Raw genomic sequence first — 21577 nt, forward strand, 5'->3', positions numbered from 1 at the left:
GTCTCGGCGCATCCGGGCGGCCCTTCGCCGCAGCGTCTCTGGCGAGACGCCACCACCCCTAACCCCCTCCTCTGAAGAAGAGGGGGCTTTGGGAGCGCCCATCACACCCCCTCCAGCAGCCGGTCGGCCTGCGCGCGCGCTTCGGGCGTGACCTCGGCGCCGCTCAGCATCCGCGCGATCTCCTCCTGGCGGCCGGCCTCGTCGAGCAGCGCGACGCTGGTCTTGGTGACGGTGCCGTCGCTCGACTTGGCGATCATGTAATGCGTGCGCCCGCGTGCGGCGACCTGGGGGCTGTGGGTGACGGCGAGCAATTGCCCGTCGGCGGAAAGCCGCGCGAGCCGTTCGCCGATCGCGCTGGCCACCGCGCCGCCGACGCCGCGATCGATCTCGTCGAAGATGACAGTCGCCGCCCCGCCCTGTTCGGCCAGTGCGACCTTGAGCGCGAGGATGAAGCGCGACAATTCGCCGCCCGAGGCAATCTTGGCAAGCGGCGCGAAAGCGGCACCCGGATTGGTCGCGATGAGGAATTCGACAGCGTCCATCCCCTGCGCGCCCCATTTATCCTCGGGCAATTCGGTGACCGCCGTGCGGAATCGCGCGGCATCGAGCTTGAGCGGGGCAAGTTCGCGCGCGACCGCCTCGTCGAGCCGCAGCGCCGCCGCCACGCGCGTGCCATGCAGTGCCTCTGCCTCGGCGCGGTAGCGCGCGCCCGCATCCTTCGCCGCCGCCTCGAGCGCGTCGAGCTGCGCTTCCCCGCCCTCGATACTTTCGAGCGCGGTGCGCATTTCGCGCATCTTGCGCGGCAATTCGTCGACTTCGCAGCGGTGCTTGCGAGCCAGCGCGCGCAGTTCGAACAGCCGCGTTTCGGCCGCTTCCAGCGCGGCCGGATCATGGACCAGCGCCTCGGCCGCCGAAGCAAGCCGGTCTTCCGCTTCGCCCGCCTCGATCACCGCCCGGTCGAGGCTGGCTAGCGCCTCGGCGAGCAGAGGATGCTCGAGCGCAATCCGGTCGAGTCGCCGCGCCGCAACCCGCAAAGCCGCGAGCGGCGATTCCGAACCTTCCCACAGATGCCGCAACTCCTCGAGATCGCCCGAAAGCTTTTCGCCCTTCTGCATGTCCGCCCGCGTTTCGGCGAGGCGCGCTTCCTCGCCTGCCATGGGTTCGAGCGCGGTCAGTTCGGAAAGATGCGCGAGCAGCAGGTCCTGATCGGCCTTGGCGGTCTCCACCGCCTCGCGCGCTTCGGCCAGCGCATCCTCGGCCCTGCGCCAGGTCGTCCAGGCCGCTGCGACCCGCGCGGTATCGGCCCCCGCAAACCGATCGAGCAGCGCACGGTGGCCGCGCGGATTGACGAGCCCACGATCGTCGTGCTGGCCATGCAGCTCGACGAGATAGCCCGCCATTTCGCGCAGCAGGCCGACGCTGACCGACTGGTCGTTGACGAAAGCCTTGCTCTTGCCATCGGCCTTCAATTGCCGCCGCACGATCAGCGGTTCGCCGTCCTCGATCTCGATATCGGCATCGTCGAGCAGATCGGCCAGACCGCCGGGCAATTGGGCGAATTCGAATGTCGCGGTTACGCTGGCCTTGTCCTCGCCGCCACGCACCAACCCGCTATCGGCGCGGTTGCCCAGCACCAGACCGAGCGCATCGAGCAGGATCGACTTGCCCGCCCCGGTTTCGCCGGTCAGGACGCCCAGCCCACGCCCGAAAGCCAGGTCGAGCGCCTCGATCAGCACGATGTTGCGAATGGATAGCCGGGTCAGCATGTTTCCGCTTCCTAGCCAAAGCGCAATGCCGAGTCAGCATGTCATCATCGGCAATCGACAAGCTTGGCTACGGACCGATTTGCGCGTCGATTTGTGCAGGTGCGTAAACGCCGAATTAGCATATTGCCCGGATAGTGCCCCCGGTGGACCTGCTTCGCACTTGCACTGGCCTCCTCGGGCCTAGAATTCCCACGCATCTGCGTGAGGATTTCACCCTGCTCACCGCGGAACATATGCACGGCCAGGCGCGTCTCCTGCTCGCCGGATTTATTGTCAGCCTGCCGATGTGCGTTTACGGAGCAAGCGCTGGGGCAGGCCCGTTTATCGCCTATGGTCTGCCCGCGCTGATCTTCGTGCTTTGCGTCACGGGCCTGGTGGCGCTGCGCACCCCGCCCGACCGCGAAAAGGGTGGTGAAGAAGCACAGCGGGTCATCAGCCTTGTGTGGAAGCTCAGCCTCACGGCCTCGGTGCTTGGCGGCATCTGGTGTCTGGGAAGCTGGGCGACAGCCTCGGCGGAAACACGCGTGTATTATCCCGCGATCATGTCGCTTGGCGCATTGACCGTCGGGTACTGCCTGATGGCCGCGCGCGGTCTTGGTCCTACCGTATTGCTCATTACGCTGGTGCCCGCCGCGATCGCACTCACCACGACTGGCGATACAATGGATCTCGTTCTCGCGATTTCGATGATTATCGCCGGTGCGTTCCAGATCACGATGATGAAGCGCCACCAGGGCCTGCTTTTGAGCCTGGTCGAGGAACGCCATCAGTCGGCGAAACAGGCGCGCATGGATTTCCTGACCGGGTTGGCCAACCGCCGGGCCTTGATCGAACGCTTCCTCGAGCTTGCCAAAGGTCGGCGGACCTTGCGCCTGATGGTCATCGATATCGACCGATTCAAGGAGATCAACGATCGGCACGGTCACGATGTCGGCGACGACGTACTGCGCGCCTTCGCGCAATTGCTGCGCATCCATGCACGCGGCGAGATTTGCGCAGCGCGGCTGGGCGGTGAGGAATTTGCGCTTTTAGCCCCTGTCGAGGCCCTGGATACGGCCATTGCGCTGCAATTGCTGGTCGAGATTCGCGGCGCCTACATGCCGCATGGAGAGGCCGTCACCGCCAGTATCGGGGTGGCCGAAGGGTCGGCCTCGGAACTGGCGGACTGGACCGTGCTCTACGGACAGGCGGATCGCGCCCTTTATCGGGCCAAAAACGAAGGCCGCAACCGGGCAATGTCCTCGCAAGATGGCGATCTGACGGAGTACGATACAACCCCCGAACCGCGGGCACGCACCGCCTGAAACTCGCGCTCAGTCGGGAACGACGCCCGCGGCGTGGTCCTGCACCAGCTCGTATGCCTTCTCGTACCATTCATTGCCGGGGTAGTTCGCCCCCAACACGGCAGCGTATTTCACCGCCTCTTCGGGAACACCGAGGGCAAGGCTCGTCTCGGTCAGGCGATAGAGCGCTTCGGGCGCGTGGCTCGTGGTCTCGTAATTGTCGATCACGTTCTGAAAGCGGATTTGCGCCGCGATCCACTTGCCCGAGCGTTCGTAATGGCGGCCGATTTCCATTTCCTTGCCCGCCAAATGGTCGCGGACGAGGTCGATCTTGAGCCGGGCGTCGGTCGCGTAATCGCTGCTGGGAAAACGGCGATTGATCTCGTTCAGCGCGATCAGCGCCTGATCGGTGATCTTCTGGTCGCGCTGTACGTCGCTGATCTGCTCGTAATAGCTGAGCGCGATCAGATAGAAAGCGTAGGGCGCGTCCTTGTTACCCGGGTGGATTTGCAGGAAGCGCTGCGATGCCTGGATCGCCTTGTTGTAATCCTGCGCCACATAATAGCTGAAAGCCCCCATCAACTGGGCACGGCGAGCCCAAGGGGAATAAGGGTGCTGGCGTTCGACCTCGTCGAACAGGGCGGCGGCGAGCTGGGCCTGGCCCATGTCGAGCCTACGTTTGGCCTCTCCGTAAAGCGATTCCACGTCGCGCGCGACATAGGCGGTATCGCGGGGACCATTGTCGCGGCCCGCGCATCCGGCGGTGAGGAGCGTCGCACCCGCGAGCGCGGCGCCGAGGATGAGCTTGGTGGATGAGCGGGTCTGGGTCTTCATGGGAAGCAGCCTATAGCCAGCGTCCCGATGAACGCCAAGTGAAGTTCGCGCCGCTGTCCCCGGCCCCGCAGGCGCGCCCTCACCCCGCCGCCGAACGCGGCTCTTCGGTGCTGGCGATCTCGTCCGGCGCATCCCACAGCAAATGGCGGTTATCGAGCATTACGAGGTTCGCGCTGCGGATGACCTCGCCCTTGGTGCGGTATCCGAGCAATTGTTCGGCCTGCGTGTCGGGATTGCCGATCAGCACGCGGAGTTCTTCGGACGTGAAGTCGCTCAACCCGCGGGCACGCTCGATACCCTTGCTGTCGTAGATATGGAGCACGTCGCCGCGGGTGAAATCGCCCGTCATCGAGATGACATCGCTCCGGCGGATGGGCCGGTCACCGCCAAGCGCGGACGCGGTGGCATCGGCAATCACGATGCTGCCGGCCATCTGCAGGCGGTTGGCGATCCAGCTATCCCAGCCCGACAGCGGATTGGGGTGCGGCAGGATCTTGGTCGAGCGGCGCATGCCGTTGAGCACATTCGATACCGGGCGATCGGCCTCGCCCTGCGCGATCCAGGTGGTAACACCGGCTTCCTGCGCCATATTGGCGGCCAGCAGCTTGGTTTCCATCCCGCCAGTCCCAAGCGTACTCTTGCCCTTGGTGGCATCCATATACATGCCGACATCCTCGACCTCGGGGACGAACCGGGCCTCGGGATCGTCGGGATTGCGATCATAAAGACCGTCGACGCCGGTGAGGATGACGAAATCGTCCGCGCCGACCATCTGTGCGACTTTCGCCGCAAGCCGGTCGTTGTCGCCGACGCGAATCTCCTCGGTGGTGATCGTATCGTTTTCGTTGACGATCGGGACGACATTAGATTCGAGCAGGCGGTGGACCGTATTGCGCGTATTGAGGAAGCGGCGATGGTCCTCGAAATCGCCCAGTGTCAGCAACACCTGAGCGATCTCGAAGCCAAACTCGTGCCCCACCTGCTTATAGGCATTGAGGAGAAGCGGCATGCCGCAGGCAGCGGCAGCTTGCTTGTCGGAAACCCCGGCGCTCTCGGGCGTTTCCCCGATGATGCGCAAACCGAGCGCGACCGAGCCCGAAGAACAAAGGATTACGCTTGTGCCCTCTGCGCGTAATTGAGCGATGTCTTCCAGCAGACGTTGGAGGAAACCGTAGCGCGGTGTGAGCAGTTCCTGGTTGGCGAGCAGCGCCGAACCGATTTTGACAACGATAGTTCGCCGATCTGTCATGGTATTCGAATGTTACCTTGGGTTGAAATTTACCGAACGCAATGTAGATAGCCCTTGTGCAGTGCACAACCGCAATTTGAAAAATATCCAGGACGAGAGAACTGGTATGTAATTGATACAGTGAAGCGCAAAAAATATATTTAATTGCCTTCTATATTTAAGAAACCACAACAAACAACAGGGGCCTCACCGCCCGGAAACGGATTTTAGTCATAATCAAAACTATTTGTATTGTCGGCTGCGGAAAGATGGGCTCTGCATTATTGTCGCAATGGATGCAAGGCGCCGAGGCGATCACGGTCGTCGATCCTGCCGGGAGCGTTGTCCCCGAGGGTGTGGCGCTGGTTGCCGACCGCGCCGAAATCGCCGATCGCAAATTCGATCTGATCGTCGCGGCGGTGAAACCGCAACTGATCGACGATATCCTTGCCGATTATGCCGACATGCTCGCGCCGGGGGGTTATGTCCTGTCGATCGCGGCGGGCTATTCGGCTGCCCGCCTGTCGCGCCTGATGGGCGATGCGCCGGTCATCCGCACCATGCCCAACCTGCCCGCCGCCATCGGCCGGGGCGTCAGCGGCATCTGCGCCGGCCCCCATGCCGGGGACAAACATATCGCCCATGCCCAGGACTTCATGGGGCGCGCCGGAACCACCGTAACCGTCGACAGCGAAGACAAGCTCGACCGGGTGACCGCAGTGGCCGGATCGGGTCCGGGATATGTCTTCGAAATCGCCCGTGCCTATACCGAAGCCGCCATGGCGCAGGGATTCGACGAGGAGGAGGCCCGCGCGATGGTGCTCGGCACGATCGGCGGCGCAATAGCCATGGCCAGCGAACCGGGCGCGCCCAGCCTTGAGGATTTGCGCAATTCGGTGACCAGCAAGGGCGGCACCACCGCTGCCGGGCTGAATGCGCTCAACGGCGATGGTGGCCTGTCCACCCGCCTGCATGATACGTTGAAGGCAGCCTATGACCGGGCGGTCGAGCTGCGCTAACGCCCAGCGGCTCCCGCCCCGAACGAACAGAATGAGAGAGACCATGACCGACCAGACACTCGACCCGCAAATTCACATTCACGATCTCGGCCAGCGTGCCCGCAAGGCCGCGCGCGGGCTGCTGTCCGCCGGGACTCAGGCGAAAAACACCGCCCTGCGCGAAGCTGCCAGGGCGCTGCGCAGCCGCATCGGCGAACTGCTCGAGGCCAATGGACAGGACGTGAAGAGTGTCGAGGGAAAGAAGCCCGAGAGCTTTATCGACCGCCTCCGCCTGACCGAGGACCGCATCGAGGGCATGGCAGGCGCGCTGGAGGAAATCGCCGAGCTGCCCGACCCCGTGGGCCGCCAGCTCGCGAGTTTCGAACGGCCCAACGGCCTGACCATCGAACGCGTTGCCGTGCCCATCGGCGTGATCGGCATGATCTACGAATCGCGCCCCAATGTCGGCGCCGATGCCAGCGCGCTGTGCCTGAAAAGCGGCAATGCGGTGATCCTGCGCGGCGGCAGCGAAAGCCGCCATTCGACCCGCGTGATTGTCGAATGCATGCGCGCCGGGCTGAAGGCCGCCGGCCTGCCCGAAGATGCGGTGCAGACCGTCCAGACCACCGACCGCGATGCCGTCGCCGCCTTGCTCAAGGCCGATGAATTCGTCGACCTCGTGATCCCGCGCGGCGGGCGCGGCCTCGTCGAACTGGTGCGCGACCAGGCAAGCGTGCCCACGCTCCTCCACCTCGACGGCAATTGCCACAGCTATGTCCATGAAGCGGCCGACATCGACAAGGCGGTGAAGGTCATCCGCAATGCCAAGCTGCGCCGCACCGGCGTGTGCGGGGCGACCGAAAGCGTGGTGGTCGACCGCGCCGTGGCCCAGGCCTTCATCCCCAAATTCGCCGACGCCATGGCGGGCGATTGCGAATTGCGCGGCGATACCGATGCGGTCGCGATCGACGACCGGCTCAAGCCCGCGAGCGAAGAGGACTGGCACACCGAATATCTCGACCCCATTGCCAGCGTGAAGGTGGTGGATGGGCTCGCGGAAGGCATTGCCTGGGTGGAGGAGCATTCGAGCCACCACACCGATGCCATCCTCACCGAGGACGACGATGCCGCGCGCGCATTCATGACGAGCATCGACAGCGCCATCGTGATGCACAATGCCAGCACCCAGTTCGCCGATGGCGGCGAATTCGGCATGGGCGCGGAAATCGGCATCGCGACGGGCAAGATGCACGCGCGCGGCCCGGTCGGCCTAGAACAGCTGTGCAGCTTCAAATACCTCGTCCACGGCGATGGGCAGACGCGGGATTAGTTTGCGTTTCGCACCCACCTCCGTGGATGCGTCCTCGCTAGACGTGCAGCAAGCTGCACCCGCTGCGGGGCGGGCGGTCGCCCTTGCGACCCTACGGGCCGTAGGACTAAGCTAACCGCTAAACTTTCCTACTCGCGCCTTTTTTGCTCCACGCTCGGGGATGGAAGAAACGAGAAAGCATCCGACCGCAGGGAGGCAAGCGCGACCGCGCGCCCGCAGCGGAATCGAAGCGACAGCGAAGATGGCCGAAGGCCACCCGCCCGGAGGGCGTGAGAGCGAGGATATCGCGCCTGCGGAGGCGGGTGCGCAAGACACGGACTCGCGCACCTCACCCCCTTCCGCCCTCCCCAGCTTCACCCCCGTCCCGCGACAGCGCATGCGGCGCGGCGGGTGGAGCGCCGAGCGCCAGCGCCAATTCATCGAACTGCTCGCCGAAACCGGATCGGTGCGCGCCGCCTGTCGCCGCTTGGGCGTGGGCGAGCACCATATCTACAAGCTGCGCAACCACCCGGAGGCCGCCAGCTTCCGCAAGGCATGGGAGGCCGCGCTCGATCTGGGCATCGCGCGGATCGAGGACGTCGCCATGGACCGCGCGCTGAACGGCGTGGAGGAGCCGGTCTATCACCGCGGCGAACTGGTCGGCACGCGGCGCGCCTACAACGACCGCCTGCTGATGTTCATGCTGAGGAACCGCGCGCCCAAACGCTTTGCGGAAGGCAAGCCCAGGGCCATGAACGCAGTCGACAAGATGGAGCTCGCCCGCCTGAAAGCCCAGTGGCGCAAGGAGTGGGAGAAGGAATGGGGCGCCCGCCAGCTCGAGCAGGAATGCATCACCATCGCCTCGATCAACGCCAAGATCGACGCGATGCGCGAAAAATCTGACAAGCTCGCAAGCCCCGAAGTGCGCGCCGCGCGCGAGGCCTATGACGCGGCGGTGGCCCGCGACCGCGAGGAGGATTACAGCCCCTGGCACGATCCCCGCCACGAACTCTACAACCCCGCCCTCACCAGCCGCGGCGCGCGCATCCCGGTGCCCGACGATACGCAAACCGGCGCCGCCGCAGGCGCCCCCTTCCCCCTCTACGACACGCAGGAGGAAGCCGACGCCGCCGGGATGGTCTTCAACGGAGCAATGCTACCGCCGCCCGAGGAAGAGGCGGAGGGAGAGAAGCCGGAGAACCCGCGCTGGCGGTCGCTCAAGGATGATGGGTGGGATTGAGCGCCGGCGCCTAGCGTCAGAGCTTGCGAAGCAAGCGACAAGCTAGAAGCCGGTGCGCGGCACCCTAGATGAAAACGCCGCAAGCCAAATGCCAAACAAGCCTAGCACAGCCACGCCCATAGCCAGACCAACCCTGGCGCAAATGCGGCAGCGCCGATCAGGCACGCCTCCAGGTTCACCCAGAGGGTCGACCCCCTCCGCTCTTCTTTCTCGCTGGGTTGGTCCATTGGCTCCGCCTCCTTGTTTCGAGAGGCTGGGCCGGGCCGAAAAGCCGGGTGTTCGTAACCCCGCACGTACGTCGGAGCGCCGCCACCTTTAGGCGGACCTTGGACATACGTGACGGCCACCCGGCCGAAATTCGTTCGACCGGTGTACGTGTTGGGAGGTTACGACGCCTCACAGCGGGAATTGGCCCGCTGCACGACCGGCATTAGCGCGCGGGTCAAGCTTGGGCAATCGTGCTGGCGGATGCCATTGCCTATGCCGAAGACGATACCACCAAGGGCCGAGTTGCCTCTGGCTCAGCCCGCCCCCGCGGATGCGGGGGACAAAGCCTTCCGCTCCAGGACGTGAATTTTGTTGTGACCGCACTATCTTCGTATGATGGTGGATAACCGCACGAAAGAGAGCCGCAGCAGGTTGATGTCGCGGATCGGCTCAAAGCATACCAAGCCCGAGCTCGCTGTCCGCTCTCTGCTTCACAGCATGGGATACCGCTTTAGGCTTCATCGAAAGGAGCTTCCGGGCAAACCGGACATCGTTTTCATCGGTCGCAAGAAAGCGATCTTTGTGCACGGGTGTTACTGGCATGGTCACGGTTGTAAGATTGGTAAGCCACCAAAATCGAATCTGGAATTTTGGCTGCCAAAAATCGAGCGGAACCGCGAGCGTGACGCTCAGAAAAAGTCCGAATTGGAGCAGCTTGGCTGGCAAGTCGAAGAAGTTTGGCAATGTGAAATCAAGGATTTCCAAGTGCTTGCGGAGCGTTTGCAAACCTTCCTTGGACCCAAGAAAGCGATCGACATCCGCTGAATGTTCTGCTAACGTTCCAGCGTTAGTCAAGCAGAGGAGTTGATTATGCGTCCCATAGGAGTCGATCTTTTTGCCGGTGCGGGCGGGATGAGCCTAGGTTTCGAGCAGGCGGGCTTCGACATTAAGGCTGCGGTCGAGATCGATCCTGTTCACTGCGCGACCCACAAATTCAACTTTCCAGAATGCGCGGTGATTCCGCGTTCTGTCGAAGGCTTGAAAGGCAGCGAAATCCGCGTCGCGGCAGGATTGGGCAACCGGATGGTGGACGTGGTTTTCGGTGGAGCACCCTGCCAAGGTTTTTCGATGATTGGGCAAAGGGTTTTAGACGACCCACGCAATCGCTTGGTTCGCGACTTTCTGCGTATCGTGTCTGAACTAGATGCTACCTATTTTGTGTTCGAGAACGTCAAAGGTTTGACCGTCGGGAAGCATCGCAAGTTTCTCGACGAATTCATCGAGTATGCCGACGAACTTGGCTATCATGTGCGGAAGCCATGGCAGGTTCTCGACGCTGCAAATTTTTCTGTTCCACAACATCGTGAACGCCTAATCCTTTTCGGCGCCAAGAAGGGCGAAGCGCTACCCGAGTATCCAGCGCCTTGGACAAATCCCGCTGACGGTAAACGCAAAGTCTACCAGGGCCTCGAAAAGGGGCCTTCTGTTTCAGATGCGCTTAGTGACATTCCAAACGCAGAGGATTTTGAAGAGCTTCGAGAAACTGACGAAGTAAAATATCGCGACTGGAGCGATGGCTCGGCCTACGCGATGGAAATGCGATGCAGAACCAACTCCGCCTGGCATCACGGTGTTATCCGCGAATGGGATCGAGATTCACTGACTTCGAGCGCCCGCACAGAGCACACCGAAATCTCTCGTCGTCGCTTTTCGGAGACCGCTGGGGGCGAAACCGAGCCAATATCTCGGCTCTATAAGCTACACCCCGATGGCCTAAGCAATACTTTGCGAGCAGGCACGGACGGAGCGCGAGGTGCCTTCACGAGTCCTCGCCCGATTCATCCCGAATACAATCGATGCGTCACCGTTAGAGAAATGGCTCGGCTACACGGCTACCCGGATTGGTTCCGCTTCAACGAAACCAAATGGCACGGAGCTAGGCAGATCGGCAATTCGGTCCCTCCCCCTTTAGCGCGTGCGGTTGCAAGCCAAGTTATTATGGCAGGGGGCTATTCGCTGGAGACTCAAAAAGATGTTATCCAATTAGGAGACGACAATCTTCTTCGCATGACAGTTGGAGAAGCTGCGAAGAAATTTGGCATCGATCCGCCGCCCTCCAAGCGAACACAGAAAAGTGGCGCGAAGAAAAGAAAGCAAGAGGATATCGAAGCTGAGCTTTCGATTCTTAAGAGGACCGCTAGTGGCTAAGATCACCAATCGCTACCAGACGCTAATCGACGGCATCTTCTTCGATCATTATGCGGAGGGAGTAACAAGTTTCGAATTTAGTCGCGACGAATTGATCGCCAAAGCGCGAGAACTCGAAATAAAATTACCAAGGAACCTCGGAGACGTAATCTATAGCGTTCGATACCGAACGCCATTGCCTCAGTCGGTCTTAGATACCCAACCGGAAGATCGCGAATGGATAATCGAAGGGGCTGGTCGCGCGCTCTATCGATTTCGACTCGTGCGAGAGACCCGAATTGTCCCGCGGGAAGACTTGGTCAAAATTTCCATTCCCGACGCTACACCCGAAGCCATCCGCGCCTATGCGCTAGACGACGAGCAAGCACTTTTGGCGATTGTCAGGTACAACCGTCTGATCGATACCTTTCTAGGACTCACGACCTATAGCTTACAGAATCACCTGAGAACGACCGTTTCCGGCGTAGGCCAAATCGAGATTGATGAGCTCTACATTGGGCTAGACACTCATGGATGTCACCACATCATTCCAGTGCAAGCTAAGGGTGGCAGCGATCAGATAGGAGTGGTGCAAACCAGCCAAGACATCGCTTTTGTCGAAGAGAAGTTTCCAGGCATCCGCTGTCGAGCAATTTCGGCACAGTTCATGACCGATGGTGTCGTTGCTTTGTTTGAACTGGTGATCCAAGAAGACTCCGTACGGGTCGCGCAAGAACGCCACTATAGGCTCGTTCCCGCTACGGAATTGGATGATAAAGCCATTCGCGACTACCGAGACTGACTACTCCTCCCCCATCCGCAACGCAGCGATAAACACTTCCTGCGGAATGCTCACATTGCCATACTCGCGCATCCTTGCCTTGCCCTTCTTCTGCTTTTCCAACAGCTTTTTCTTGCGCGTGATGTCGCCGCCCTAGCATTTGGCGGTGACGTCCTTGCGCAGCTCCGCGATGGTCTCGCGGGCGATGATCTTGCCGCCGATCGCGGCCTGCGTTCGATCACCTTTTACGCATACTTGATATATATTGTTTACGCATATAGATGTGTCGTATGATCAATCAGTTTATCGATGAGCGCCGGGTTCCGCGCAAGCGCACCAGCATGACGATCCGTCCGGATTACCTGCAAAGGGCGAAGGAGCTGGGAATCAATACGTCGGCAGCGGCCGAACAAGGCGTTGGCGACGCCATTCATAAGGCTGAAACTGCCAAGTGGATCGAGGAGAACAGGGAAGCCATTGAAACGGCAAATGATTGGGTCGCAGCAAACGAGCTTCCGCTTGCAGGGAAGCGCCTGTTTTAGTGTCCCGGTTCGATGTCTTCCGCATGAAGGATGGCGGAACTCTGGTGGTCGCCTGTCAGGCGGACATCCTAGATGATCTCAACACAAGGGTCGTCATCCCTCTGCTCCCGCAATCCAAAGCACCCAAGCCCGCGCGCAACCTGAACCCCGTATTTGATTTTGAGGGTGGCCGGTTTGTGTTGATGACGCAGCTTCTATCGGCGGTCAAAATGCGTGAATTGGGGAAGAAAGCAGGTTCTCTCGAGAGCGAAGAGCGGGCGATTATCAACGCACTGGATTTCCTGCTGACCGGGGTGTGATCCCTACTCCTCCCCCATCCGCAGCGCAGCAATAAACGCCTCCTGCGGAGAAGGCCCCTCATCACACGCCCGCACCCGTAATTTCTCGCAATTCTGCGACTCCAGCAAGCTCACTATACGCACGATGCCGCATGTCGCACATTGATCAAGAAAAGGCTCTGGGGTTTGGGTCTAAAAAGGTATAATTACATTCTCGGTGCGTGAAATCATTCGGCACCGATAACTGGTCGGAGGATGATATGAAGAGAGCAATTACAGCAATGGCCTTGGCTCTACTGGCTACGTCTTCGATACCGGCGGGAGCCGCAGGCGGAAGCGGCGTTAGAGAGCAGACTGTATTCTACAGCGACGCCGGCTTCACGAACGTCGTAGGCGAATTCACTGTGTTCTGCGACGGTTCAAGCACCATGTGGGGAACCGTTGATATCCATAGCACCTATGTAAATTACGATTGCGATTAAACCACATTTTTTGAGCGGGGGAGGGTGATCACTCCTCCCCCATCCGCAACGCAGCAATAAACGCCTCCTGCGGGATGCTCACATTGCCATACTCGCGCATCCGCGCCTTGCCCTTCTTCTGCTTCTCCAGCAGCTTTTTCTTACGCGTGATGTCGCCGCCATAGCACTTTGCCGTCACGTCCTTGCGCAGGGCGGCGATGGTTTCGCGGGCGATGATCTTGCCGCCGATCGCGGCCTGGATCGGGATCTTGAACAGATGGCGCGGGATGAGATCTTTCAGCCGCTCGCACATGCCGCGGCCGCGCTCTTCCGCCACGGAGCGGTGGACGATCAGCGAGAGCGCGTCGACCGGCTCGTTATTGACGAGGATGTTCATCTTCACGAGGTCGCCTTCGCGCAGGCCGATCTGCTCGTAATCGAAGCTGGCATAGCCGCGGCTGATCGATTTGAGGCGATCGTAGAAGTCGAACACCACCTCGTTCAGCGGCAGCTCGTAGCTCACCTGCGCGCGGCCGCCGACATAGGTGAGGTCGGTCTGGATGCCGCGGCGGTCCTGGCACAGCTTGAGGATGGCGCCGAGGTATTCGTCGGGCGTGTAGATCACCGCCTTGATCCACGGTTCCTCCACCGTCTCGATCCGGTTGACGTCGGGCCAGTCGGCGGGGTTGTGGATGTCGACGACCTTGGCGTCCTCGGTCTTGGTGTGGGCGAGGTGGACGCGGTAGACCACGGAAGGGGCCGTGGTGATGAGGTCGAGGTCGTATTCGCGGCTGAGGCGTTCCTGGATGATTTCCAGGTGCAGCAGGCCGAGGAAGCCTGCGCGGAAGCCGAAGCCCAGCGCGGCGCTGCTTTCCATTTCGTAGCTGAAGCTGGCGTCGTTGAGGCGCAGCTTGCCGATGCTTTCGCGCAGCTTCTCGAAATCGGCGGCGTCGACCGGGAAGAGGCCGCAGAAGACCACGGGCTGGACTTCCTTGTACCCGGCGAGCGCCTTTTCCGCCCCGCCCTTCACCGTGGTGATGGTGTCGCCGACGCGGGCCTGTTCGACCTCCTTGATCTGCGCGGTGATGAAGCCGATTTCGCCGGGGCCGAGTTCGGGCAAATCGGTGCGCTTGGGGGTGAAGCAGCCGACGCGGTCGATCAAATGCTGGGTGCCGCCCTGCATGAACTTGACGTTCAGCCCCTTGGTGATGACCCCGTCCATCACGCGCACCAGGATGACGACGCCGAGATAGGGGTCGTACCATGAGTCGACGAGCATGGCTTTCAGCGGGGCGTCGCGGTCGCCCGTGGGGGGCGGGATGCGCTTGACCAGCGCCTCGAGCGTTTCCTCGATGCCGATGCCGGACTTGGCCGATGTGAGGACGGCGCCGCCTTCCTCCCACGCCCCGGTGGCCTCGATGCCGACGATTTCCTCGATTTCCTCCGCCACGCGCTCGGGTTCGGCGGCGGGAAGGTCGATCTTGTTTATGACGGGGACGATCTCGTGGTCGTGCTCGATCGACTGGTAGACATTGGCGAGCGTCTGCGCCTCGACGCCCTGGGCTGCGTCGACGACGAGCAGCGCGCCTTCGCAAGCGGCGAGGGAGCGGGAGACCTCGTAGGCGAAGTCCACATGGCCGGGCGTGTCCATGAGGTTGAGCTCATAGGTCTCGCCATCGCGCGCGGTATAGTCGAGGCGCACGGTCTGCGCCTTGATGGTGATGCCGCGCTCCTTCTCGATGTCCATGTTATCAAGGACTTGCTCGGACATCTCGCGCTCGGTCAGGCCGCCGCAATGCTGGATCAGCCGGTCGGCCAGCGTGGACTTGCCATGGTCGATATGCGCGATGATGGAAAAATTGCGGATCTTGGAAAGGTCAGTCATTGCGAGCGCCCTTTAGCCGCACTCAAACCGCCTGTCAGCTAGCAAAGCGCGCCGGGCCTTTCGCGCACTGTACGTCCAGAAACCGATCGCGCAGCCGCATCATCAGAGTCGATCGGGCCCCTCCCACCCTTGCCGGGATGGTCAGCCTAAATCTGGCGCGCCGGAATAGCGATCAGTAGCCCGTGCCAGGCTTGGGATTGCCCACCTCGACCTCTACGAATTTCTTTCGAGCCCCGGAATTCAGGCGCTCGGACATTATCAGCGCATAGGGATCGTGCGGAAGAGCCGCGAGTGGACGTCCCGCGGCCTCGATCTGATAGGGGGAGACCCGGTGACGCGTGCACAGGCCCTCGGCACCGTCGCTGATCAGCGATGTTTCGAATTCCACGCCCTGAACCGACCCCTTCGAACGACGCACCGTGGCAACGACAAGCTGGCCGCCGCCAAGGTCCAGCACAACTTCGGTACCCAGGGGCACTTCGAGCAGCCCCTCGATCATCGCACCGGTCTTCGACAGGTTGCGCATCACCACCTTATAGCGGCTGTCCTCGTGGATCAGACCGATACGACGGAACACCGACTTGCGGTCGGCGCGGTATTTCGCTGGCCCGCGCGGCTCGTATGTCGGCTCGCTCCGCTGGAGGTCCTCGATGAACTCGTCGTTAGGCATTGGCCGGGAGAAAATATATCCCTGGACCAGCGTCGCACCGCGTTCGGTAACGAGATCCAGTTCGTCCCTTGCTTCGACTCCTTCGGCCACCGTTTCCATATCTAGAGCATCGGCAAGACCCACGATGGCACTCAGGATCGCGGCGTTGTTATTCTCAGCTTCGGTTGCCCCGCGAACGAAGCTCTGGTCGATCTTGATCTTGTCAAAGGGGGCCGTCCGCAAATAGCTGAGAGAGCTGTAGCCCGTTCCGAAATCGTCCAACGCCAGCTTCACCCCGATTTCTTTCAGTTCCCCGAAAAGGCGCTGTGCGCGCCCCGCGTCGCCGAGAAACACGCTTTCTGTGATTTCGAGCTCGAGGCGTTCAGGGTCGAGTCCGCTCTGGGACAGCGCGGCCTGCACCACCTGCGGAAAGTCGTCATGTGCGAATTGCACAGCCGAAATATTGATCGCGACCGGCAGATCCAGCGGCCACGCTTTGGCTTGATGGCAAACCTCGTTCAGCGCCCATTCGCCCATTTTCCTGATGATGCCGGTTTCCTCGGCCACCGGGATGAAGACGTTGGGAGAGATCGGCCCACGATCCGGATGATCCCAGCGCATTAATGCTTCACAGCATTTGACCCTGTGCGTTCGAGTGCAGACGACTGGCTGGTAATGCATCGAAATCCGGCCACTTTCGACCGCATCGCGCAGATCGTCTTCGATCTGCCGGCGATACTTGGCCCCGTCTTGGAGATCGCTCGAATAAAAGCGGTACTGCCCACTGCCCCCACCCTTTGCCGCATGAAGCGCAAGATCCGCCGCCTTGACCAGCTCCTCCGTATCCAGACCGTCATACGGCGCGACGGCGACACCAATCGACGTGCCGATGATCGCGCGGGCGCCATTGATCGAATAGGGCTGAGAAATCATCTGGATCAGGCGTTGGCCAAGCTCACCCAGAACACCGCGATCATCGATATCGGGGAGCACGATCTGGAATTCATCATCCCCCAGACGCCCGATTTCGCCTTTATCGCCGACGATGCGGCTAAGACGTCCGGCTACCTGCTTGAGCAGTTCGTCCCCGGCCGAATGCCCCAGCGTATCGTTGACCTGCTTGAATCGGTCCAGGTCGAGCATCATCAGCGCGCAGGCGCGCTTGGAATTGCGATAGGCCTTGAGAATCGAAGTCAATCGCTCGGTCATGCGGTGGCGGTTGGCCAGACCTGTCAGCGAATCGTACTGCGCCAACCGCTCGGCATCCTGCTGGCTTTCGCGGATCGCCGTGACATCCTTTGCGCTGCCACGATATCCAGTAAAGCGCTGCTTGTCGTCGAACTGCGGCTTGCCCGCGATTTCCCACCAGACCTCCTGGTCTTCGACCGCGAGGCGCACGTTGAGCTGACTGATGGAATGGCGGGCGCTGAGCAAGAAGGCGAGCGGACGCCCTGCCGTTTCGGAAGCATCTAGCGGTTCAGGAATAAACAGTTCGCCAAGCGGCTTGCCGATCGCTTCCCCATGCGTCCAGCCCAGTGTGTGGGCCGCGTTTTCGGAAAGATAGATCAGCCTACCCTTTGCGTCGGTGGCCCAGAACCAGCCCAGCCCGGCGGCCTCGAAACTATCCAGTAATTCGACCCGGCGGGCTGCGTCGGAAGCATCGATGGGACGCAGCGGTTCATCCCCCGAGGTCCCGTCATCTTCCGCATTTGTCCGCGGGGACCGCGAGAAGAACCCAGCCATTCCTATCGAGCTCCCAATGGGCTTACCTGACTCTCATGCCCTACGCCCTTCAACGGTTGACCGAGGTAGGGACAAATCCTTGCCAAAGGGATAACCATGACCGCAAAGTATCTTCCGCGCGGCACGGTCGCTTGCCAGCGGTGCGGGAGATGTGCATGGATCGTCTGTCTTGTGGGAGAGAGACATGCGGCACATCGCGATCGTGGGCTCTGGTCCGGCGGGCTATTACACGGCGGAAGCGGCGGTTAAGAAATGGGGCGAGGATGCTCTTATCGATGTCTACGACAAGCTACCGGTGCCTTTCGGCCTGATTCGCACGGGCGTTGCTCCCGATCACCAATCGATCAAGGCGGTTTCACGACGCTACGAGAAGACCGCGATTGGCGATACGGTCCGCTTTGCGGGTAACGTCACGGTGGGCGAAGACATCACTGTGGAAGAGCTAACCTCGCTCTACGATGCGGTCGTGCTTGCCACCGGCGCCCCCAGAGATCGACAGCTCGACATCGATGGAGCGGGAAGCCGCAACGTCATCGGCAGCGCAGCCTTCGTCGGATGGTACAATGGTCATCCGGAATTCGCCCAGCTGGATCCGGACCTTTCGGGCAAACATGCAGTGGTGGTGGGCATGGGGAATGTCGCACTCGATGTCGCGCGCATCCTGTCCAAATCGCAGCACGAATTCGCCGGTTCCGACATCGTTGCGCACGCGCTCGAAGCCCTGCGCGAGAGCAATATCGAGACGATTTCCATCCTCGGCCGCCGCGGACCGCACCAGATCATGATGACGCCGAAGGAACTGGGCGAGCTCCTGCATCTCGACCGAGCAAGCCCGCATGTCGATAATGCCGATCTACCCCCGCTGGAAGATGATGCGTTTCTGGAACCCGGTGTGCGCAAGTCGGTCACGCTCCTGCGCGATTTCGCCGCGATCCCCGAGAACATCCATGGGGAGAAACCCATCGCCATCGAATTCGATTTCTTCGCCAATCCGAAAGCGATCGTGAGCGAAGGCGGAAAGGTAGCCGGCGTCGAGGTCGAACGGACCAAGGTCGAAGCCGGACGCGCGGTCGGAACAGGGGAAACCTATAGCGTTCCGGCCGATCTGGTCGTTACTTGCATCGGCTACCGGACTTCTCCGCTCAAGGGAGTCCCTTTCGACGAGCGCGCGGGTTGCTTCGCCAATGACGAAGGGCGCATTCTGCCCGGTCTCTATTGCGTGGGCTGGGCCAAACGCGGCCCGAGCGGCACGATCGGTACCAATCGCCCCGATGGCTATTCGGTCATCGATATCGTCGACCAGGACATCGGTGGGGGATCGCGCAAGCGCGGCCGCGAAGGCTTCGACGAACTGGCCCAAACGCGAGGTCTGGAAATCGTCACCTTCCGGGACTGGCAGAAGATCGAAGAGGCCGAGATCGCTGCCGCACGCAAAGGGGCACCGAGAGAAAAGTTCGTCGATATCGACAGCATGATTGCCGCTCGTGGCGCATAGGCCGCGCCAACATCTGGAACGGCCGCGCCGCGCGAACCGTTCTAAGGCTCGCACTAGAAAAGAAGCAAAGTGAATACCGGGGAGATCCTTCAACATGGCCAGACTCGAAGACGAAGCTGCACAACACACCAGCGCCCTCGGCCCCCTGGTGGGGTTGACGCGAGAGGATATCTTCGGCGCCGTCGCAGTCATGTTGCGCGAAACGGCTTCCGACCCGCAACGCCTCATGAAACACGGCCAAGCGATGGGCGAGGACATGATCAAGATCATGACCGGCCAGAGCGATCTGGCGCCTCACCCCAAGGATAAGCGTTTCCAGGACCCGGCCTGGCAATACAACCCCTTCATGCGTGCGGGCATGCAGTACTATCTGGCCGTCCAGAAAGGAGCGGCACACTGGCTGGAAGACCTCGAGCTGGACGAGCTCGAGAAGGACCGGGCGCGCTTCATCTCGAACATCGTCATTGACGGGCTGGCCCCCACAAACACGTTGATCGGCAATCCCAGCGCGCAGAAGATGGCGATCACCAGTGGCGGTTTGAGCCTGATCAAGGGCCTCAAGAACGCCTATGACGATATGGTCAACAACAAGGGCATGGTCAGCCAGGTTGACAAGAAGCCCTTCAAACTGGGCGAGAATATCGCGACTTCGAAAGGCTCGGTGGTCCTGCGCACCGAGATGATGGAACTGATCCAATACGCCCCGACCACCGACGAAGTCTACGAGATCCCGCAACTGACCATCCCGCCGCAGATCAACAAGATGTACATCAACGACCTCTCGCCCGAGAAGTCGGTTGTAAAGTACCAGCTCGATAACGGTATCCAGACCTTCGTCATCAGCTGGAAGAATCCGAGCAAGGAACAGGGCGTGTGGGACATGGCCGATTATGTCCGTTCCTGCCGCGAGGCGATGGAGGCGGTGAGCAAAATCACCGGCAGCAAGAAGGTCAATGTCTCGGCCGGTTGTTCGGGCGGCCAGACCGCCTCGATGCTGGCGAGCAAGATGGCTTCGGACAAGGACGATCTGCTCGGCGCGCTGACGCTGATGGTCTGCGTGCTTCATCCCAAGCAGAACGATATCGAGGCGGGCTCGCTGGTCAGCGAGAACGGTCTGGCGCTGGCCAAGCGCCGCGCGGCGAAAAAGGGCGTCATCAAGGGCGACGACCTCGCGCGCGGTTTCGCCTGGCTGCGGCCGAACGATCTCATCTGGAACTACGTCATCAACAATTACCTGCTCGGCCAGGACCCGCCGGCTTTCGACGTGCTGTTCTGGAACGCGGATGCGACCAACCTTTCAGCCAGTCTGATGGGCGATTTTCTGACAATCTTCGAAACGCTTGCCTTCACCAAGAAGGGCGAGGTCGAGATGGTCGATCACAAGATCGATCTGTCCAAAGTGACCAGCGATCTTTTCATCCTCGGCGGGGTGACCGACCATATCACGCCGTGGAAGGCCACCTACCGTTCGACCCGGTTGTTCGGATCGAAAGATGTAACCTATGTCCTCTCGCATTCGGGCCATATGCAAGCGATCCTCAACCCGCCGGGCAATCCGAAAGCAAAGTATTATGTCCACAAGGACGGCAATAACACGCTGCCGAAAACGGCCGACGAATGGCTGAAGGGTGCTGAGGAAGTTGCCGGGAGCTGGTGGCCCTACTGGATGGGATGGCTCCAGGCGCGAGCCGGCAAGAAGAAGAAAGCCCCCGCAAAGCTGGGGAACAAAAACTATACCCCGCTGGACCCGGCCCCCGGTCTCTACGTTATGGAACCCTGTTAACCCTTTTGCGAAGGAGCCCGCGTGACGGCATCGAAAGACGAACCCATGACCGCAACCATCGAAATGATGGAGGCGGGCGGGCGGACGCTAAGGGTCGCGCATTGGCGGCTGGGTGAAGCGTCCGAGCACCCACCGATCCTGTTCTTCAACGGTATCGGTGCGAATATCGAGGCGGTTGCTCCGCTTGCCGAAATGCTCGCCGAACGCCCCTTCGTGATGTTCGACATGCCGGGCACGGGCGAAAGCCCCGATCCAACCCTGCCCTACAACCCCTTCACCATGAGCTGGACCGCAAATCTGATCCTCGACCAGTTGGGACTCGGCGAAGTCGATGTGATGGGCGTGTCCTGGGGCGGTGCGATGGCGCAGCATTTTGCCCTGCAGTATCCAAAGCGAACCCGCCGACTGGTGTTGGTGGCAACGACGGCAGGCATGCTGATGGTGCCGGGGAACCCGGCCGCCCTTACCAAGATGGCGAACCCGCGCCGCTATATCGATCCCAAGTTCATGAACGAACATTTCCAGACACTTTACGGCGGAATCGATCCCGACGGGCAGGCGCATCAGAAAGATAGCCATATCGGGCGCCTCAAACCGCCGTCCCCACGCGGATATTTCTATCAGTTGCTCGCCATGATCGGCTGGACCAGCCTTCCCGCCCTTCCCTTCATGAGCAAGGAGGTCCTCGTCATGATGGGTGACGACGATCAGATCGTTCCCCTCATCAACGGACGAATTCTCGCCTCGGCCATCCGCAACGCTCGGCTCGAAGTGATCGAGGGTGGCGGGCATTTGTTCCTGCTGACCCATGCGGATGAAAGCGTCGCCAGATTACGCACCTTCCTCGATGCCCCGGCCACCGAAGCGGAGCTTGCCCGGGCCGCCTGAGCGGACGAGGCCAAGGGATT

General features: G+C 61.1%; 18 protein-coding genes and 1 pseudogene. 13 read left to right on the top strand and 6 right to left on the bottom strand.

Annotated features, from left to right (window positions below):
• Window positions 1-101: 101 nt before the first annotated feature.
• Complete coding sequence (gene recN / locus L5849_RS02215; protein ID WP_236924184.1) at window positions 102-1766, bottom strand: DNA repair protein RecN; 1665 nt, start codon at window positions 1764-1766, stop codon at window positions 102-104.
• 233 nt (window positions 1767-1999) lie between these two features.
• Here recN and L5849_RS02220 point away from each other — a divergent pair, with 233 nt between their 5' ends.
• Window positions 2000-3070 carry a diguanylate cyclase gene (locus tag L5849_RS02220; protein ID WP_236924186.1) on the top strand — a complete coding sequence of 357 codons (1071 nt, stop codon included), beginning with the start codon at window positions 2000-2002 and terminating at the stop codon, window positions 3068-3070.
• A 9-nt stretch (window positions 3071-3079) separates the two neighbouring features.
• Here L5849_RS02220 and L5849_RS02225 read toward each other — a convergent pair whose 3' ends face one another.
• Together L5849_RS02225 and proB are read right to left on the bottom strand one after the other, a co-directional pair.
• On the bottom strand, window positions 3080-3883 hold the full coding sequence (locus tag L5849_RS02225) for an outer membrane protein assembly factor BamD (protein WP_236924187.1): 804 nt from the start codon (window positions 3881-3883) through the stop codon (window positions 3080-3082).
• A 79-nt stretch (window positions 3884-3962) separates the two neighbouring features.
• Window positions 3963-5132 (bottom strand): glutamate 5-kinase, encoded by a 1170-nt coding sequence (gene proB, locus L5849_RS02230; protein ID WP_115416935.1) that lies wholly within the window; start codon window positions 5130-5132, stop codon window positions 3963-3965.
• A gap of 230 nt (window positions 5133-5362) precedes the next feature.
• Between proB and L5849_RS16085 the strand changes: the two genes are divergently transcribed.
• From L5849_RS16085 to L5849_RS02260, 6 genes are all read left to right on the top strand, one after another.
• The gene (locus tag L5849_RS16085; RefSeq protein WP_368735718.1) at window positions 5363-6130 is read left to right on the top strand and encodes a pyrroline-5-carboxylate reductase family protein; all 768 of its coding nucleotides are present in this window, start codon (window positions 5363-5365) and stop codon (window positions 6128-6130) included.
• A 31-nt stretch (window positions 6131-6161) separates the two neighbouring features.
• Window positions 6162-7439: a glutamate-5-semialdehyde dehydrogenase gene (locus L5849_RS02240; protein WP_370459091.1), complete on the top strand. Its 1278-nt coding sequence runs from the start codon at window positions 6162-6164 to the stop codon at window positions 7437-7439.
• A 241-nt stretch (window positions 7440-7680) separates the two neighbouring features.
• On the top strand, window positions 7681-8658 hold the full coding sequence (locus L5849_RS02245) for a hypothetical protein (RefSeq protein ID WP_236924190.1): 978 nt from the start codon (window positions 7681-7683) through the stop codon (window positions 8656-8658).
• Window positions 8659-9258: 600 nt separating this feature from the next.
• Window positions 9259-9690, top strand: a complete 432-nt coding sequence (locus L5849_RS02250; protein ID WP_236924191.1) for a very short patch repair endonuclease — start codon at window positions 9259-9261, stop codon at window positions 9688-9690.
• A gap of 45 nt (window positions 9691-9735) precedes the next feature.
• Window positions 9736-11073, top strand: a complete 1338-nt coding sequence (locus L5849_RS02255) for a DNA cytosine methyltransferase (RefSeq protein ID WP_236924610.1) — start codon at window positions 9736-9738, stop codon at window positions 11071-11073.
• Window positions 11066-11854, top strand: coding sequence for an endonuclease (locus L5849_RS02260; protein ID WP_236924192.1), 789 nt, complete (start codon window positions 11066-11068; stop codon window positions 11852-11854). Before L5849_RS02255 ends, L5849_RS02260 begins: the two co-directional genes overlap by 8 nt.
• Here L5849_RS02260 and L5849_RS02265 read toward each other — a convergent pair.
• Window positions 11855-12064: pseudogene (locus L5849_RS02265) on the bottom strand (elongation factor 4); the annotation flags it as partial.
• A 59-nt stretch (window positions 12065-12123) separates the two neighbouring features.
• Here L5849_RS02265 and L5849_RS02270 point away from each other — a divergent pair.
• The 3 genes from L5849_RS02270 (at window position 12124) to L5849_RS16090 (ending at window position 13135) form a co-directional block, all read left to right on the top strand.
• A complete protein-coding gene (locus L5849_RS02270; RefSeq protein ID WP_236924193.1) occupies window positions 12124-12375 on the top strand; it encodes a type II toxin-antitoxin system CcdA family antitoxin in 252 nt (83 codons plus the stop codon).
• Window positions 12375-12674, top strand: coding sequence for a CcdB family protein (locus tag L5849_RS02275; protein ID WP_236924194.1), 300 nt, complete (start codon window positions 12375-12377; stop codon window positions 12672-12674). Before L5849_RS02270 ends, L5849_RS02275 begins: the two co-directional genes overlap by 1 nt.
• Before the next feature lie 260 nt (window positions 12675-12934).
• Window positions 12935-13135: a DUF6289 family protein gene (locus L5849_RS16090; RefSeq protein WP_368735719.1), complete on the top strand. Its 201-nt coding sequence runs from the start codon at window positions 12935-12937 to the stop codon at window positions 13133-13135.
• A 28-nt stretch (window positions 13136-13163) separates the two neighbouring features.
• Here L5849_RS16090 and lepA read toward each other — a convergent pair whose 3' ends face one another.
• Entirely contained in the window at window positions 13164-14999 is a 1836-nt protein-coding gene (gene lepA, locus L5849_RS02280) for a translation elongation factor 4 (RefSeq protein WP_236924195.1), read from the bottom strand.
• Between the two features lie 172 nt (window positions 15000-15171).
• The gene (locus L5849_RS02285) at window positions 15172-17391 is read right to left on the bottom strand and encodes an EAL domain-containing protein (RefSeq protein ID WP_236924196.1); all 2220 of its coding nucleotides are present in this window, start codon (window positions 17389-17391) and stop codon (window positions 15172-15174) included.
• Window positions 17392-17575: 184 nt separating this feature from the next.
• Here L5849_RS02285 and L5849_RS02290 point away from each other — a divergent pair, with 184 nt between their 5' ends.
• The 3 genes from L5849_RS02290 to L5849_RS02300 all read left to right on the top strand — a co-directional run bounded on the left by L5849_RS02290 (window position 17576) and on the right by L5849_RS02300 (window position 21557).
• Window positions 17576-18886 (top strand): FAD-dependent oxidoreductase, encoded by a 1311-nt coding sequence (locus tag L5849_RS02290; protein ID WP_236924197.1) that lies wholly within the window; start codon window positions 17576-17578, stop codon window positions 18884-18886.
• 94 nt (window positions 18887-18980) lie between these two features.
• On the top strand, window positions 18981-20669 hold the full coding sequence (locus tag L5849_RS02295) for an alpha/beta hydrolase (protein ID WP_236924198.1): 1689 nt from the start codon (window positions 18981-18983) through the stop codon (window positions 20667-20669).
• A gap of 21 nt (window positions 20670-20690) precedes the next feature.
• Entirely contained in the window at window positions 20691-21557 is an 867-nt protein-coding gene (locus L5849_RS02300; protein ID WP_234041407.1) for an alpha/beta fold hydrolase, read from the top strand.
• Window positions 21558-21577: the final 20 nt, after the last annotated feature.

The organism is Erythrobacter sp. SN021 (assembly GCF_021864455.1).